The organism is Paraflavitalea sp. (genome assembly GCF_059502485.1).
Window position 1 is genome coordinate 2,389,169 of record NZ_JCACET010000008.1, and the last position, 17,803, is coordinate 2,406,971.

General features: G+C 47.0%; 13 protein-coding genes. 8 read left to right on the forward strand and 5 right to left on the reverse strand.

Features of this window, described 5'->3' with window-relative positions; translation table 11 throughout:
* Nucleotides 1-153 precede the first annotated feature (153 nt).
* Nucleotides 154-1,413, reverse strand: a complete 1,260-nt coding sequence (locus tag AC5JBY_RS12165) for an aminotransferase class I/II-fold pyridoxal phosphate-dependent enzyme (protein ID WP_495904865.1) — start codon at nt 1,411-1,413, stop codon at nt 154-156.
* Nucleotides 1,414-1,643: 230 nt separating this feature from the next.
* Between AC5JBY_RS12165 and pafA the strand changes: the two genes are divergently transcribed.
* The 5 genes from pafA to AC5JBY_RS12190 all read left to right on the forward strand — a co-directional run bounded on the left by pafA (nt 1,644) and on the right by AC5JBY_RS12190 (nt 10,758).
* A complete protein-coding gene (pafA, locus tag AC5JBY_RS12170; protein WP_495904866.1) occupies nt 1,644-3,293 on the forward strand; it encodes an alkaline phosphatase PafA in 1,650 nt (549 codons plus the stop codon).
* 282 nt (nt 3,294-3,575) lie between these two features.
* Nucleotides 3,576-5,960 carry an ABC transporter permease gene (locus AC5JBY_RS12175; protein WP_495904867.1) on the forward strand — a complete coding sequence of 795 codons (2,385 nt, stop codon included), beginning with the start codon at nt 3,576-3,578 and terminating at the stop codon, nt 5,958-5,960.
* A 132-nt stretch (nt 5,961-6,092) separates the two neighbouring features.
* A complete protein-coding gene (locus AC5JBY_RS12180) occupies nt 6,093-8,966 on the forward strand; it encodes a M16 family metallopeptidase (protein WP_495904868.1) in 2,874 nt (957 codons plus the stop codon).
* Nucleotides 8,967-9,305: 339 nt separating this feature from the next.
* Nucleotides 9,306-10,109, forward strand: coding sequence for a M57 family metalloprotease (locus AC5JBY_RS12185; protein WP_495904869.1), 804 nt, complete (start codon nt 9,306-9,308; stop codon nt 10,107-10,109).
* Between the two features lie 166 nt (nt 10,110-10,275).
* Nucleotides 10,276-10,758, forward strand: coding sequence for a hypothetical protein (locus tag AC5JBY_RS12190; protein WP_495904870.1), 483 nt, complete (start codon nt 10,276-10,278; stop codon nt 10,756-10,758).
* A gap of 42 nt (nt 10,759-10,800) precedes the next feature.
* Here the strand turns inward: AC5JBY_RS12190 and AC5JBY_RS12195 are convergent, their stop codons facing one another.
* From AC5JBY_RS12195 to fbaA, 3 genes are all read right to left on the reverse strand, one after another.
* The gene (locus AC5JBY_RS12195) at nt 10,801-12,189 is read right to left on the reverse strand and encodes a glycosyltransferase family protein (RefSeq protein ID WP_495904871.1); all 1,389 of its coding nucleotides are present in this window, start codon (nt 12,187-12,189) and stop codon (nt 10,801-10,803) included.
* A 162-nt stretch (nt 12,190-12,351) separates the two neighbouring features.
* Nucleotides 12,352-13,410 (reverse strand): class I fructose-bisphosphate aldolase, encoded by a 1,059-nt coding sequence (locus AC5JBY_RS12200; protein WP_495904872.1) that lies wholly within the window; start codon nt 13,408-13,410, stop codon nt 12,352-12,354.
* Nucleotides 13,411-13,601: 191 nt separating this feature from the next.
* Nucleotides 13,602-14,669, reverse strand: coding sequence for a class II fructose-bisphosphate aldolase (fbaA, locus tag AC5JBY_RS12205; protein WP_495904873.1), 1,068 nt, complete (start codon nt 14,667-14,669; stop codon nt 13,602-13,604).
* A 267-nt stretch (nt 14,670-14,936) separates the two neighbouring features.
* Here fbaA and AC5JBY_RS12210 point away from each other — a divergent pair, with 267 nt between their 5' ends.
* From AC5JBY_RS12210 to AC5JBY_RS12220, 3 genes are read left to right on the forward strand one after another with little or no spacing between them, the layout of a single operon-like run.
* The gene (locus AC5JBY_RS12210) at nt 14,937-15,284 is read left to right on the forward strand and encodes a VOC family protein (protein WP_495904874.1); all 348 of its coding nucleotides are present in this window, start codon (nt 14,937-14,939) and stop codon (nt 15,282-15,284) included.
* A 23-nt stretch (nt 15,285-15,307) separates the two neighbouring features.
* Entirely contained in the window at nt 15,308-15,826 is a 519-nt protein-coding gene (locus AC5JBY_RS12215) for an exonuclease (protein WP_495904875.1), read from the forward strand.
* A 40-nt stretch (nt 15,827-15,866) separates the two neighbouring features.
* Nucleotides 15,867-16,673 carry a tetratricopeptide repeat protein gene (locus tag AC5JBY_RS12220; protein WP_495904876.1) on the forward strand — a complete coding sequence of 269 codons (807 nt, stop codon included), beginning with the start codon at nt 15,867-15,869 and terminating at the stop codon, nt 16,671-16,673.
* 24 nt (nt 16,674-16,697) lie between these two features.
* On the opposite strand, the gene AC5JBY_RS12225 is transcribed toward AC5JBY_RS12220, so the two are convergent.
* A complete protein-coding gene (locus tag AC5JBY_RS12225) occupies nt 16,698-17,789 on the reverse strand; it encodes a hypothetical protein (RefSeq protein WP_495904877.1) in 1,092 nt (363 codons plus the stop codon).
* Nucleotides 17,790-17,803 lie beyond the last annotated feature (14 nt).

A 17,803-nucleotide genomic window follows, 5' to 3' on the forward strand; every position in this document is an offset into this window, starting at 1 on the left:
GTAAAAAGTACACATAAATTCCGGCTTATGCCAGTAACTAAGCGTAAAAACGATGAATTGTATGATTATGACGATAAATCGCTTGATATAAGCTAAAAACAAAAGGGTCATTCCAATTCGTGGAATGACCCTTTGCTTTATGTCAAATCGATATTAGTTTGCTTCGGCCATGTCTGGGATGGCTTCTACCTTGTATTCACCGGCGTCCAGCTTCTTCTTTGTTTCTTCAAAAGCGATCAGCGTGCGGCTGATATCTTCGTCAGTGTGAGCAGCTGTAGGGATCAATCGGTAAATGATATGCCCCTTGGGAATGACGGGATATACCACGATAGAGCAGAAGATGCCGTAGTTCTCACGCAGGTCCATCACCATGGCAGTCGCTTCTTCAACGCCACCCTTCATGTACACAGGCGTTACTACCGAATCAGTTTTTCCAATATCAAAGCCCTTTTCTTTCAACCCCTTTTGCAGTTTCATCGCGTTCTCCCACAACTTGTTCTTCAGCTCGGGGCGCGTGCGCAGCAGCTCCAGGCGCTTCAGGTTACCCATTACCAGCGGCATGGGCAGGCTCTTGGCGAAGATCTGGCTGCGGATATTATAACGGATATAATCGATGATAGACTTGGGGCCAGCTACAAAGGCGCCAATAGAGGCCATAGATTTGGCAAAAGTGGAGAAATACAGATCGATGTCGTCCTGTACACCCTGCGCTTCACCGGCGCCGGCGCCAGTCTCACCCAATGTACCGAAACCATGAGCATCATCCACCAGCAAACGGAAATCATACTTGCCCTTCAGCGCAGCGATCTCTTTCACCTTGCCCTGGTCGCCGGCCATGCCAAACACACCTTCCGTGATCACCAGGATACCACCTGCCTTTTGCTTCTCGATCAGTGCAGTGGCACGTTGCAGTTGCTTTTCGAAATCTTCTATATCATTATGCTTGAATACATAACGGTGGCCGGGGTGCAGGCGCAGACCATCGATGATGCAGGCATGGCTCTCAGCGTCGTATACGATCACGTCATGACGGCCACACAATACATCGATAATGCTCACCATACCCTGGTAACCAAAGTTCAACAGGATGGCATCTTCCTTGCTCTCAAACTCGGCCAGTTGTTGTTCCAGCAACTCGTGATAATTGGTATTGCCACTCATCATCCGGGCGCCCATGGGAGAGGCCAGGCCAAACTGAGCAGCAGCGTCTGCGTCGGCTTTGCGTATTTCGGGGTGGTTAGCCAGCCCCAGGTAGTTGTTCAGGCTCCATACTATCATCTCCTTACCCCGGAACTTCATGCGGCTACCGATCTCACCTTCCAGCTTGGGGAATGCAAAATATCCATGCGCACGTTCACGGTGTTGGCCTATAGGGCCATAGTTTTTCAACAATCTTTCGAAAATGTCTGCCATATGATGGATTTGTTAAAGGTTGATTATGATCATCTCAAGTCGCAAAAATAACGTTTTTGGGCCAATGGGATGTATAGAGCTTGTCAACAATATGTCCCGATAACCGGCAGGGCGCTGCTTTTCATCGATTCGTTGGTAGAATGTTAAAAAAACAGGCAACCGATTGTTGATCAAATTTTAATACACCAAAACCAACCTGCCTATATCTTTGCCGGAAAAATAACCAGGTAATGCGAAAACTCCTTCTTGGTACTTTCTTGAGTATCCTCTCCCTCGTTGCACTTGCCCAGCGTAAAGCCAAAACCACCGATGTAAATATTCCCGTACGCCCTAAACTGGTAGTAGGCATCGTGGTCGATCAGATGCGTTGGGATTATCTCTATCGCTATTACGATCGTTACAAAGATGACGGCGGATTCAAACGCATGCTGAAGCAGGGGTTTACCTGCGATAACGCCTTTATTCCATATACGCCCACGATTACGGCTTGTGGCCACACTTGTATCTATACAGGCAGTGTACCTGCTATTCATGGTATCACCGGCAATGCCTGGTGGGATAGAGAACAACAACGTAGCGTATACTGCACAGAAGATAAAACAGTGAAGTCTGTAGGCTCTACAGGCGCCAATGGAGAAATGAGTCCCCGCAATATGCTGGTTACTACTGTCTGCGATGAACTGCGCCTTGCTACTAACTTCAGAAGCAAAGTAGTAGGCATCGCGATCAAAGACCGTGGCGGCATCTTGCCCGCAGGCCACTCTGCCAATGCTGCCTATTGGTATGACAGCCGCACGGGCGACTGGATCACTTCCACTTACTACATGAACGACCTGCCACAATGGGTGAAAGACTTCAATACACAGAAAGTCGCAGATAAATATTACGCACTTGATTGGAACCTGATGTATCCCAAAGAGACATACGTACAAAGTACGGCTGATGAAAAGCCTTACGAAGGCAAATCATTCGGCGCTGACCAGAAAGGCTTCCCATATGACCTTAAAAAGTTCATTGGTAAAAACTATGGCACCATTGCCAGCACACCCTATGGCAACTCCATGACTGCCGACATGGCCAAAGCTGCGGTGATCAATGAGCAACTGGGCGCCGATGATATCACCGATTTCCTGGCTGTGAGCTTCTCTTCACCCGATTATGTTGGACACTCTTTTGGACCTAACTCAATAGAACAGGAAGATGACTTCTTGCGCCTTGATACTACCTTTGGCAACTTCTTCCGTTTCCTCGATGAGAAAGTAGGCAAAGGACAGTACACCGTATTCCTCAGTGCCGATCATGGTGTGGCCCATGTACCCGGCTTCATGAAAGAAAACAAACTTCCAGGAGGCACTATCGACGACGATCGTTGGGGCAAAGAATTAGCCCAGGGCCTGAAGGATAAATTTGGCGCAGAGAAACTGATCACCAGCAACTACAACTACCAGATACACCTCGACCACAAGAAGATCGATTCCCTGAAGCTGGACAAGAAAGCCATACAGCAATGGATAGTTGATTACCTGGGCAAACAGGAAGGCATATCCCGCGCCTTTGCCATCGATGAGATCATGACCGTGCCGCTTACGGCCAAACAACGCGACATGATGGTCAACGGCTGGTATCCCCGTCGCGATGGTGATATCCAGATCGTGTTGCAACCCGGTTGGCTCGATGGCGGTGCTACTGGTACCACACACGGCCTCTGGAATCCTTACGATGCACACATTCCCATGGTGTTCTACGGCTGGGGCATCAAACCCGGCAGAACCAACCGTGAAACTTACATGAGCGATATCGCACCCACCATCGCTGCTTTATTGCACATCCAAATGCCCAGCGGCACTGTTGGCAAAGCAGTCGAAGAAGTATTGAAATAAGCTGCGAGCTATTAGCTACGAGCAAAAAAGCGGGCGATGAGTAAATCATCGCCCGCTTTTTTTATAGCCTCCGGTGTAAAGGTGTACTGCTCTGCGAGACTTGTAGTCTCGCAGCCCTATTCCAGGGCCTTTGGCCCTATCCAACACCGTACACCCTACTGTAACAAAACCGTACACTGGCCCGTTTTTCACCTACATAAATACATGATAAATAAGCCCCTGCATTCCGGCATTCCCTTTGAAGTACGAAGACTTTCTGTAACACAGTAAAACCAAGTTGTCATGCTGAAAAACTACCTGCTGCTCGCAGTCAAGAATTTCCGGAAACAAAAAATGTTCTCCCTCATCAACATCCTGGGTCTCACCGTAGGCATTACCTGTTGCCTCATGATCTTCCTGTTCATCATGAGCGAGTTCAGCTATGACAACTTCCACAAAAATGGTGACAACATATACCGGGTGATGCGTGTAAGCCATCAGTCAGGTTCACCAAACCATATCGCCTGGCTTTCGCCCATGTATGGGCCAACCCTCCGCAACGCTTATCCCGATGCGGTGGTACAGACCATGCGTGTGTCTCCCGACAATGACCTGATCACCTATAAGAACATTTCTTTCAACGAAAAAAAGATCGTATCGGTTGATAGTAACTTTTTCACCTTCTTTAGCTTTCCGTTATTGAAAGGAAATCCTGCCACCGTGCTCAATGATCCTTCGAGTATCGTAATGACGGAGACCACTGCCAAAAAGTATTTTGGTAATGAAGATCCTATTGGTAAAGAGATCGAATTCAATAAAAATCGTCGCTTCAAAGTAAGCGGTATTGCCAAAGATGCACCCGTCAACTCCCACTTGGAGTTCGATATCGTGATCCCCAATACCCTTTGGCACAACTCACCCTTTTACACACAGTGGCCCAATAACGGGTTGTATACTTATGTGCAGTTAAACCCTGCTGTAAAGCCCCAGGAGCTGGAAAAACAATTTCCTGCATTTATGGACAAATACCTGGGCGCCTATTACAGAGAAAATGGTTTTAAAATGGACCTTACCATTAAGCCACTGAAAGGCATCTACCTCGATGGAGAATCAACCTTTGATCCCGTAAAACATGGCAACCGTAAGACCGTATATGTATTTATGAGCATTGCCGCGCTCATCCTCATCATTGCCTGCATCAACTTCATGAACCTGGCCACTGCAAGAGCTACCGATCGCTCAAAAGAAGTGGGACTCAGAAAAGTGTTGGGCGCCGTAAAGAAACAACTGGCCAGCCAGTTCATTTTCGAGTCACTGTTGATGGCTACGGTGTCGGCGGTACTGGCATTGGGGACATTGAGATTACTGATGCCGGCCTACAATAGCTTCCTGGGATACGACCTGCCGTCTGGCTGGACCAATCCCTGGTTTTATGCCTGCATAGTAGGCATCATCCTCGTAGTAGGACTCCTGGCAGGCAGCTATCCGGCCCTGCTGATGTCATCCTTCTCACCCATAGAATCCCTGAAAGGAAAACTAAGGATAGGGAAGGGAGGCGCCATGTTCCGCAAAGTGTTGGTGGTATTCCAGTTTGGTATCTCCGTGTTGCTGATCGTATGCGTAGCCATTGTGATGAAACAGATGCATTACGTAAGAACTGCCAACCTGGGTTTCGATAAAGAACAGTCCATGATCGTAAGGCTCGATAACAGCAAGATCAGGGACAACAGGGTAACCTTCAAGAACCAGCTACGGGCAGATAGGTCTGTAGTGAACGTGTCATTGATGACGGGCGAGCCAGGCGGCTTCCACGACATGTATGGCTTTGAAGCAGAAGCCAAACCCGGAGAGAAGATCATGCTCAATACAGAGTTTGCCGACTTCGAATATGCTGGTACCCTGGGATTGAAAATTATCGCCGGTCGTGATTTCTCACCACAGCACACTACCGACTCTGTTTACTCCGTATTGATCAATCGGAAGGCAGCTGAAACATTAGGCTACACGCCTGAGCAGGCCGTTGGAAAATGGATAAAGAATATAACAAATGATACCGTGCGCCGCACGATCGTAGGTGTGATAGAAAACTATCACTTCACTTCTATGAAACAAGTGATAGGGCCACTGGTAATTTCCTCCAAAAAGAACGATAGGCGCCTGGCATTGATAAAACTGCGTACGACAGAATTGCCTGCAACCATCGAACGCTTAAAGAAGATATATGCGGCCAACGCAGTCGACCATCCATTCGAATACGATTTCCTCGACGAAAGATTTGATAGGTTATACAAGGCAGAAGCAAGACAGGAAACCCTGTTGGGTATCTTTTCCATCATTGCTATTGTCATTGCATGCCTCGGTTTGTTTGGCCTGGCCTCTTACACAGCCATAAAACGTACACGCGAGATCGGCGTACGCAAAGTGCTGGGCTCTTCTATCAGCAACATTATCCTGCTATTGACCAAAGACCTGCTGAAGCCGGTATTGCTGGGTACCCTTATAGCAGTGCCTCTCGGTTATTGGGTAATGCAGCAATGGCTGCAAGGCTTTGTCTATCGCACTGATATCCAATGGTGGCTGTTTGCGATAGCGGCACTAATTGGCGTATGCATCGCCGTGGTCACGGTGAGCGTGCAGGCCATCAAAGCAGCACTGGCCAACCCGGTCAAAAGCTTGCGTACAGAATAATCCTCATATAATATAATTACCATGATCTGCCGGTAATTGGGTAAATACCCCAACTTTTGCCTCATTTTTATGAAAGGCTGTATATTGTTCCGCTGTACTGATATTTTTGTACGGCTAAAAACATACATGATTATGCAAAAACCCTTTGTTGCTTTCTCCCGATGGCTGTTGCTCTTGGCCGTCATTATTGCTACGGGGCCGTCTATGGCCCAAACTACCGATCTCAAGGCTGTCTTGCCGGTAGATGCTAAAGTGAAGATTGGTAAGCTCGACAATGGCCTTACCTACTACATTCGTCAGAACAAAAAGCCCGAACAAAAAGTAGAGCTGCGCCTGGTGCTCAATGCCGGTTCTATCAATGAGGACGATGATCAGCAGGGCCTGGCCCACATGGCCGAACACATGGCCTTCAACGGTACTACCCATTTTAAGAAGAATGATATCGTTTCCTTCCTGCAGGATATTGGTGTTGGCTTCGGCAACGACCTCAACGCTTATACCAGCTTCGATGAAACAGTGTACATCCTTCCCATTCCTACCGATAAACCCGGTAACCTTGAAAAAGGCTTCCAGGTATTGGAAGACTGGGCCCACAACGTTACCTACCTCGATGATGATATTGTAAGCGAAAAGCCCATCATCCTCGAAGAAAGCCGTATGGGTAAAGGCGCCAACGACCGCATGTTCAAAAAGATCTACCCCAAACTTTTTGAAGGTTCCAAATATGCTAAGCGTTTACCGATCGGTCAGGATAGCATCATCCGCGGCTTCAAGCCCGATGTGATCCGTCGTTTCTACAAAGACTGGTACCGCCCCGATCTGATGGCGGTGATCGTGGTAGGAGACATAACACCTGCCAAAGCCGAAGAATTGATCCGCAAGCATTTTGCAGGCCTCACCAATCCTACGGCGCCCCGCAAAAGAGAATACGCTGATGTACCGGCTTATGCTTCCAGCGATGCAATGGTGATTACCGATAAAGAAGCGACCAGCTATACGGTTTCTATCAACTATCCTGCTTTCAAAGATGCTCCTTCTTCCACTGTAGGCAGCTACCGCGATCGCCTGGTAAAACAAATGTTTGTATCACTCACCAACCAACGTCTGCAGGAGCTTACCCAACAGGCAAACCCTCCATTCCTCTTTGGTTCAGTGAGCTTTGGTTCTTATGCCCGCGGATATGACGCCTTTGGCGCCTTCGCCGCTGCCGGTACTGGTGATGTGAACAAAGCCCTCAATGCAGTAGTAGAAGAGATCGAAAGAGTAAAACGCTTTGGATTCACTGCTGCTGAACTGGAGCGTGCCAAGAAAACCATGCAAGCCAACTACGAGCGTGCCTGGAACAATCGCGATAAAACAGAATCCGATAACTATGTCGATGAATACGTGAACCACTTCCTCCAGCAGGAACCCATTCCCGGTATCGACAAAGAATACGAATACGTAAAAACACTGGTGCCCGGCATCACCCTCGAAGAGGTAAATGCGGTATCTAAGAAGTTTAAAGACGATAAGAACCGCTTTGTATATGTAACCGGCCCCGAGGCTAAAGAAGGAACCAAACTGCCCGAAGGCAAAGAACTGCTGGCTGCTATCGACGCTAAAGAAAAAGCAGAGATCAAGCCTTATGAAGAAAAAGCAGTAGCCACTAACCTGTTAAACTCTGCCCCCAAAGCAGGAAAGGTTGTTACCAAAACAAAGAATGCAGCACTGGGCACCACTGAGCTGAAACTGAGCAACGGTGTAACAGTTACCCTGAAATCTACCGATTTCAAGAACGACCAGATCCTGATGGGCGCCAGCCGTCCTGGTGGCAAAAATAACTACGGCCTGGCTGACAAATACAATGCAGAATATGCAGTGCAATTAGTGGCCACCATGGGCGTAGGAGAGTTTTCTCCCACCGACCTGCGCAAGGCACTGGCTGGTAAAACAGTGAATGTGAACCCCAACTTCTCTGCTATATCAGAAGGCGTACGCGGCAGCTCCAGTGTAAAAGACCTGGAATCTATGTTCCAGCTCACTTACCTGTACTTCACAGCGCCCCGTAAGGACACAGCACTCTTCCGTTCTTATATCCAGCGCAACAAATCGCAGTATGCCAACATCAGCGCTAACCCGCAAGCGGTGTTCATTGATACCATGTACAAAACCATGTTCAACAACAACCCGCTGGCGCCGATAACCGTTCCCAACAGCAAGTTCTTCGACGAGGTAGACCTCGACCGTTCCTTGGCCATCTATAAAGAGCGTTTTGGTGATGCAAACGGTATGAACTTCGCTTTCGTGGGTAGCTTCAAGGAAGAAGAGATCATCCCTTATATCGAGAAATACATCGCCAGCCTGCCTGCGACTACTAAGAAGTTCTCTTTCGTAGACAACAAAGTACGTCCTGTAAGTGGCAAGCAACAGCTCAATGTCAATAAAGGCAAAGAAGAGAAAAGCCTTATCCTGGCCTTCTATTCAGGCGAAATGCCCTACAGCGAAGAGATGGACCTGAAAGCCCAGGCCCTGAGCGAAGTATTGAACATCCGCATCATTGAAGAGCTGCGCGAGAAAGTACAAGGCATCTACGGTGGTGGCACCTTTGCCGGCATCGAGAAATATCCTTACACCAACTACAGCTTTGTACTCCAACTGCCTTGCGGTCCCGAAAAAGTAGATACCCTCCTCAAAGCAGTTAGAAAAGAGTTTGCCGATATCGCTGCCAAAGGCCCCGATACCAGCTACCTCAACAAAGTAAAGACACAATGGATCGAGCAGAATAAAGTGAAGAAGAAAGAAAACGGCACCTGGCTGGAAGCCCTGCTGGATATCAAATTCAAAGGCGATAACCCCGATCGTTTTGTCAATGCTGAGAAGTATATCAAGAGCCTGACCACAAAAGATATACAACAGGTAGCCAAGATCATTCTGGACGGCAAGAACCAATTCTATGCTGTGCAGATGCCTGAGAACTACACCGGCAAGACCCCGGGTGGCGAAACACCGAAGAAAGGCTTCTGATGCACAATCGCATGCAGTAAGAAGTTAAGAACATAATAAGAGAGCCCTGATAATTGTCAAGCAATTGTCAGGGCTTTTTCTTTGCCCTTATGCGATTGGTATAGTAAATCCACTATGGCATTGTCTCTGCAACAGAGTTGCTATAAAAGTATTTTGACATTTTATTTTTCGTCATAACTTACAAGTATAGCCGGATCAACAATTCTTTCCCCCTAAGCATTCGAAATTTTCACTTAGCAACATCTCTCTGATTAGCAACTCCTCCTCGTAACATTTGTGTGTAGTATAACCCTGCATACCTGTCATTCTATTTTTGTTAACCAAAAAAAACAAAAGCACATGAGAAGTCTTCTAAAAGTGGCAGCTTTGTTTGCCCTGCTCGCACTTGTAGTATTTTCTTGTAAAAAAGATGCAAAGGAAACACCTCAGCAAGAGGAGATCGCGCAAGATGTGTTGACCAAGATCTATGAATTAGGATTCGGCAACAAGAACGTTGTCCGTCATCCGGAAGGGTACCTGGTAGAAGGTGACATTGTAATTACCGAAGATGACCTGCGTGAAACACCCGATCGCAAGCTCATCCGCGTAGGCGATGAAGAACAGTACCGTACTACCAATACGGTAACAGGTCTTCCCCGCAACATTACCATCCGCCTCAATTCATCTTTGCCCTCCCGGTATACTACGGCGCTTAATTCAGCGATCAGCCGTTACAATGCATTGGGCTTGCGTATCACGTTCTCCCGGGTTACCTCCGGTGGCAACATCGTGATCAACCCGGCACCCTCCGGCGCTGGTTACCTCGCCTCAGCAGGTTTCCCAACATCCAGTGGCAACCCATATAGCTCAGTACTGGTAAACAGAAGCTACCTCGACACCTGGAACATCAATACAGTTACTTCCATCATCGCACATGAAGTAGGCCACTGTATCGGTTTCCGTCATACGGACTATGCCAACCGCGCTTACAGTTGCGGTGGTTCAGCCGTTAATGAAGGATCAGGTGGTGTGGGCGCTATCCACATTCCCGGTACGCCTACTACTAACGCGGTATCCGGCTCCTGGATGCTGGCCTGTATAGGCAATGGCGTAAACCGTCCGTTCATCAGCAGTGATATCACTGCTTTGAACTACATCTATTAATCAAAATCCCCCGTATGCGGGGCCACGACTACACAAAAGCCGGTAAGTTTAATTACCGGCTTTTTTTTATGAATACACTTTGTTAAGGCTTTCTGTATTAACAAATTCTCAATACAAAGAGGCATATGCTTTGGATTTATAAGAGCAGAACCAAATCAATAGTATTATGAAAAGGATAGCAGTTGCGTTATTAATCGTTACAGGATGTTCCCTTTCTTCGATGCAAGCCACAGCACAGGTTAGTATAAGTGTCAACATAGGTTCCCAACCCATGTGGGGACCATCAGGATATGACAGGGTGGATTATTACTACCTGCCCGATGTGGAAGCTTATTACTACGTACCACGCCAGCAATTCATTTACCTCGATGCCGGCCGTTGGGTATTCGCCGCCAACCTGCCGGGAAGATACCGGGGCTATGATCTTTACAGCGGGTATAAAGTAGTCATCAACGAAGCAAGGCCCTATGATCACTTCTACGACCACCGCAACAGGTATGCACGGTACAGAGGATGGCGCGGTCGCCAGGAATGTATCCGTGATCACCGCGGACCAAGGCACTATGATGACGATCGTGGTCACCGCCGGGGTCATAAACATGATCGTGGCCGCGGACGTGGCAGAGGACATGATAGAGATTGGAACTAATCTACATAGCATACAAGCCCCGCTTTAAGCGGGGCTTTTTGATCAATGATAGATCCTGATCAGTTGATTAGTGCTGGGCGGATAACTGCTTATTACTTCATAGTGAAGACCCAGTTGCTGCAGGCACAACAGCGTAGTGGGGTAGGCAGTGATAATATAATCGCTGTTTAGTAGCACTTGCTTCATCTGGGGATTGGAACAATCCTGTTCCTGGTCGGGTAAATTGGTAGGGACAGGTAATAGTTTATTGTTTCGCAGGCTATAATAATTCTCATACACGCCTCCCATTGAAAAACCAACGGCAGGACGTTGAGGTTTTTGATCGTACAATTCCCGAATAGCGCTGGAAGTATTTGCCTGCAGCGACCACTCAAAACACAGTTCTCTGTCCGTCTGTTTATTAAGGTGCACAACGATCAGTACGAGCAGAATGGCCGCAATACCTGCACCTGCTATCCGGGATACTTTAGAGAGCGACAACAATTCACCAGCCGCAAAACAGATAAGTAGCATACCGGGTATATACCATTGCAAAGCTGTGCGGCCATATAGAAAAGGCGTTTTAAACGACAAGTGAAAAAAGATATTCAATAGCAGGATGCTTAGTAAGGGAATGCTGAGCAGGAAACCGGTACTGGCTACCTTGCTGCGCAGGAAGTGAAAAACATAATAAACACAGGCTAATACCAGGCAATAAAAAGAAGCCTGCGTAAGTACAGGCAGCAACTGGCCATAGTTTGCTCCATATAAACTTCCTTCCCACACGGTGCCAAACAAAGAGCTGATAAGATCGGTATCGCCACCATAACCGAGATCGTTACCGTAATATTTAATGAACAGGAGATCGCCAACAGTAAGCAGCAGCAGTAAAATATAAAAAGACAATAACCTTATATTTCGCCGGTCTATGGTATATCCTTTCGGTTTGGGAATAAGTATGGTATAGGCATACCACGCTGCCATGCCAACAACTGTATAGAAATAAGAAAGGTTGGAAGCAATGGCCAGCGCATTCAGGATGAACATCCACAACCAGTTGCGATACCGGAACTCATTAGTGGCAGCTTTTATAAAATAAACAAGGCCCCAGGCCTGAAAAGTCATGGCCAGCCCGTAACCGCGTGCCAGTGAAAAGAAATCCAGTACATACGGGTTGAATAATATTGCTGCATAAAAGATGATCCGGGCAGGCATGCCTTTCATGAGTTTTCCCAACCGGTAAATGGCCCAGGCGAAAAAAGGGAAGGCCATTACGGAATGCAGACGTAGCCAGCCTGGCGTATTATAAAATAGCACGTCGGATATTTTCATGCAGATACTGTTCAGCCAATGCGTGTTGGCCGATCCAAACATGGCAATAAAGTAGTTGGTCTTTATCAACTTGAAGGAGTATGCTTCATCGTGCGTCATGTCCATTCGAAAAGCATGCATTCGCACAAATAACCAGAGTGCAAGCGTAACCAATAAATATACAATGGGCAATAGCCGTGATAAACGTGTAAGTAATGGAGTGCTTGGCATGAAACGGAAAAATACAAAAAAGAGGCGACGCCTTTTCAAAAAGACATCACCTCTTTTACCATGAGCTATAGTTTAGGCAACAGTAATATCCTTATCCAGGTACACATCCTGCGTAGCCTGCAGCAGCTCCACACCTTCATTGAAAGGACGTTGGAAAGCTTTACGGCCCAGGATGAGGCCCATGCCACCGGCGCGCTTATTGATAACGGCGGTGTAGATGGAATCCTGCAGATCACTGGCACCCTTGCTTTCACCACCACTGTTGATCAGGCCAACCCGACCACTATAACAGTTCAATACCTGGTAACGGCAAAGGTCAATGGGGTGATCGGTAGTCAGCTTTTCATAAACCAGTGGCGATGTTTTGCCGTGCTTGGTAGCAAGATAACCACCATTATTGGTAGGAAGCTTTTGCTTGATGATGTCGGCTTGCAACGTAACGCCGAGGTGATTGGCCTGACCGGTAAGATCAGCAGAAGTATGATAGTCCACACCATCCACTTTAAAACCATTGTTGCGGGTATAGCACCATAGGATAGTGGCCATGCCCAGCTCATGCGCCAGCTCAAAAGCTTCTGCTACTTCCTTCAATTGGCGGGCACTTTCAGCAGAGCCCCAGTAGATGGTAGCGCCTACAGCCACAGCCCCCATATTCCACGCGCTGCGCACGGTGCCAAACATGGTTTGGTCGTACCGGTTAGGCAGACTTAAAAACTCATTGTGGTTGATCTTTACCACGAAGGGAATGCGGTGAGCATACTTGCGGCTCATGATGCCCAGCACACCGTAGGTAGACGCCACAGCATTGCAGCCACCCTCTATAGCCAGCTTCACAATATTCTCGGGATCGAAATAAATAGGGTTGGGCGCAAAGGCAGAACCGCCACTGTGCTCGATACCCTGGTCTACCGGGAAAATGCTGCAGTAGCCGGTATTGGCCAGCCGGCCATGGCCCAGCAACGTTTGAATACTGCGCAGTACAGGATTGCTACGGTTGCTGTTGATCCAGCTCTTTTCTACATGGTCGGGAGAAGGGAGGGAGAGCGTTGATTTGTCAATGGTCTTGCATTGATGCTCTAACAAATAAGCGGCCTTGTCGCCCAGCAGGTCTGTAATTTTCTTGGATGGCATAATCGAAGTAGTATTTGATCCCGCAACGCGGGACGTATTATGAAAATACAACCACTGCGATATCCGTGCTGGCCCTGCGGGTTAACAAATAATAAAAAAAGTCCTGCTATGCAGCAGGACTTTTAAGTATTTAGGCATTTCCATTAACAGGTATCAAGTTAACCAGCCTGTCAATGAATGTTTTGTAATTTTTATGCGTTCCTATTGATACAGTTCAGGTCCTCGAAAGCTACTTCCAGGCGTTTGATAAACGTTTCTTCACCTTTGCGCAGCCATACACGGGGATCGTAGTATTTCTTGTTAGGCTTTTCAGCTCCTTCAGGATTGCCCAGCTGACCTTGCAGGTAAGCTTCGCTCTTCTTGTAATAATTGAGCACGCCTTCCCAGAAAGACCACTGCAGATCGGTATCGATATTCATCTTGATAGCACCGTAGCCGATGGCTTCCCGGATCTGGTGTTGAGGAGAACCGCTACCACCGTGGAATACGAAGTAAACGGGCTTAGGACCAGTCTTCAGGTTCTTTTCGATATAGTCCTGGCTGTTCTTGAGGATCACAGGGCGCAGCTCCACGTTGCCGGGGCTGTAAACACCGTGTACGTTACCAAAGGCAGCTGCTACACTGAACAGGCGGCCTACTTTGCTCAATTCGGTATAAGCAAACGCTACGTGCTCAGGCTGAGTATAAAGCTTGTCATTTTCAACACCACTGTTGTCAACACCATCTTCTTCACCGCCGGTTACACCCAGCTCGATCTCGATGGCCATGCCCAGGGGCTGCATGCGCTTGAAAAATTCAACAGAAGTATGGATATTCTCTTCGATAGGCTCTTCAGAAAGGTCGAGCATGTGAGAGCTGAAAAGAGGTTGTTTTTTCTCTTTATAGAATTGCTCACCGGCGTCGATCAGGCCACTAACCCAGGGCAGCCATTTCTTGGCAGCGTGGTCAGTGTGCAGAATTACAGGTACGCCGTAGTATTTAGCCACATTGTGGATGTGCAGGGCGCCGGAGATACCACCCGAGATATTGGCTTGCAACTGATCGTTAGGCATGCCTTTACCAGCTATGAACTGCGCACCGCCATTGGAAAACTGGATAATAACGGGGGAGTTCACCTTGGCCGCTGTTTCCAGAGTAGCATTGATGGTGTTGGTACCAATGGTATTTACTGCCGGCAGGGCAAATTGGTTCTCTTTTGCATCTTTGTACAAGGCTTCTAATTCTTCGCCAAAAAGCACCCCGGCTTTATATTTTTTCATGATTCTGCTATTTTATCTTTTAATTAATTAATAAAGAGTTACGAACGTTGCAATTTATTCAAGAACGGATTAGTTTTCTTAAATAGTGCGGCGAAGATAAGAAATAGTGGGGTGGCGGAGAATATCCGTTAAAATTTATGTTTTTAACTGGTTAGCAGCATCTTGTAGGCCGGGAAGTAATTAAAAACATAACCCTTCCGCCTTGCAGGAGCCGGTAGAAAATGATATTTTCAGCAGAATATACAGGCAGCCAAACATCTAATACACATGGAATTGAGACTTATGGTAGTCCGGACAGGTGACCCGGAAAAGTTAGCAGGCTTTTATACCTTATTGGGATTGGTATTTGATTACCATAAACACGGCAACTCTCCTTATCATTACTCCACAACCATTGGGTCTGCTGTTTTGGAGATATACCCACTGGCTAAGGGGCAGGAAAAAGCAGACAATCATTTCCGCCTGGGATTGGGTATCGACGATTTTGATACAAAGATCACCCTGCTAAGGGAAAATCAGGTTGTCTTTTCCATGGAACCAGCGCAAACCGATTTCGGTTACATGGCAGTGATCGTGGACCCTGATGGAAGGAAAGTAGAGATATATAAACAATGACTTTGAATTAAACATGTTGATTTATGGCCTATATAATGGTCGATATAGAAAGCGATGGCCCTATTCCGGGCGACTACTCCATGATCTGTTTTGGAGCAGTGGTAGTAGAGGAAGGATTAAATAAAACATTCTACGGACAACTAAAACCCATATCGGATAAGTTCATTCCCGAAGCGTTAGCTGTTTCCGGTTTTACAAGAGAGCAAACGCAGGATTTCGATGATCCCAAAGCTGTCATGGAAAAGTTTGCTGCCTGGATGAAAGAAGCCGTTAAAGACAGACCCGTCTTTATAAGTGATAACAATGGCTTCGACTGGATGTTTATCTGCTGGTACTTTCACCACTTCACCGGCAGTAATCCTTTTGGCTTTAGTTCCTACAACCTGGGCAGTTTGTATAAAGGGATTATCAAAGACACGTTCAAGAACTTCAAGCACCTGCGGCAAACAAAACATACCCACAACCCGGTTGATGACGCGAAAGGAAATGCAGAAGCCTTGCTGACAATGAAGAAAGAGTTCAACCTTAAAATAAAACTCTGATTGTATCAATAAACCGACTCCTTGAACTAAACCCTGAACCATGATCCCTAAAGTGCTATTGACAGCAACCTTATTCATCCTGGCAATATCCACCCTGACAGCACAGGAAAAAACTACTTACAGAGGAGATACGACTATGTATGCTTCGCTCAGGAAAAAGATAGTGTTGGTGTCAGACAGTATCAAAAAAGCACCCAACGATAAAAGACTATATTTCACAAGAGCCTATTTGCTCAATGATGTGGAGCGGTGGGCCGATGCTGAAGCTGATCTTACGAGGGCAATAGCCCTGGACTCTACTGAGTACAATTACTACTATAAAAGGGGCGCGGTAAGGCAACGGCTAAATAAAGCCAGTGACGCTTATATTGATTTTACGGAAGTTATCCGATTGAACCCTTCGTTTGAGTGGGCTTATCTCGACAGAGGTATCATCCTTCAGTATTTAAAACTTTTTAAAGAAGCTGAAAAAGATTTCAGGACGGCGTTGGTAATAAAGCCCAACTGGGCGAATGCTCTTTTTAACCTGGGGATGAATCACAATGACCAGGGCGCTGTCGATTCTGCGTTGTATTATTACAAACAGGCAATCCTTTTCGACAGTACCGAGTACAAAGCCCATAACAACATCGGCAATATTTACAGCAAACAAGGGAAGTTTGACCTGGCAATTCAATATTTCGATAAGGCACTGGCCATCTGGGACAAATATGAGGTGGCACTGATCAACAGGGCCAATGCCAGGATGAACAAAAAAGACAAAGCCGGTGCCTGTGCCGATCTCCAACGGCTCATTCAACTCGGCCGGCAGGATGTAGCACAGTACTATAAAAAATATTGTGAGTAACCTTGTTACAGAATAAGATGGATATTAATCCTCAAACTTCCCCAGGTTCTTTTGAATAAGCGCCAGGTTCTTCTGCAGCGTTTGCTTCAGCTGGCGCTTTACCAGTTGTCCCATCGACTTGCATTTGGCAAAGCCTGTAGTATGGAAGTACTCGCCCAACTCTGTTTTTAATTGCAGCAGTTTCTCGGGGGTTGATATCTTGTCTGCAGCCATGGTATTCAGCAGGTCCATCAGCCGGAAGCGGGTAGAGGCCACCCGGAAAGCCATCATGGTCCTTTCCTCTGCCTGGTATTGATCTATGGATTCTTTGTTGAGGTATTTGCTGCACAGGTGCACCAGCTCAATATTTTCCTTGAAGAACTGTGGCAGGTACAGGTTCTTCCTGCCTTCATAAGATTGCTGGTCAAAGTCGATGGCCCGGATGCGGTATTGATAATCCTCGATATCCGGCGTAATATCTATCACGAAATTATAAGAACGCATATCACCCAACAGCCGCACAAAGCAACGTTCATTAAACTTCACGAACTCCTTTGCCAGCCTGATCTTATTGGTGGCTGGACTGTTCAGATGGGTTTGGATAAACAAATCACCGGGAATGCCTGGAATATGCTCTTCCACCAATGTATTGCTGTGCGTAAGATAAGTGATGCGGTTGGGCGATAACAAGTGCTCCAGCTCCAGCCCATAAATGCGCGAGGCATCAGCAATCTTGATATAAAAGTGGTCGTAGTTATCGTTGAACTTGTTGATGATGCGAATACGGAAAGGATGCGAGTTGCCAAAGCTGCAATAATCGATACGCGCCACGTCCAGGTGAGCAGTAAACGTAAGGTCTCCCTCCGTTTTCAGGAAGGCATACATCTTTACCAGCCCTTCGCGGATATATTCCCAGTCGCGCATGTCATACACCACCTTTTCCCACAAGGTGTCCTTGCCATATTTATCTTTCAGGGGAATAGAGTAGGTAATGCGTAACAGGTCGTTGTACGATACCGGCAGCTTTACCTCGCGGCCATGTATTTTAAGATATTGACGCAGGCGGTCGGGCACAGGAAACATGGGTTTCTTGCGCGATGGTTTATTATTCTCTTCCGGTGTGAAATTGGGTACCATTGGCCTTCAAATTA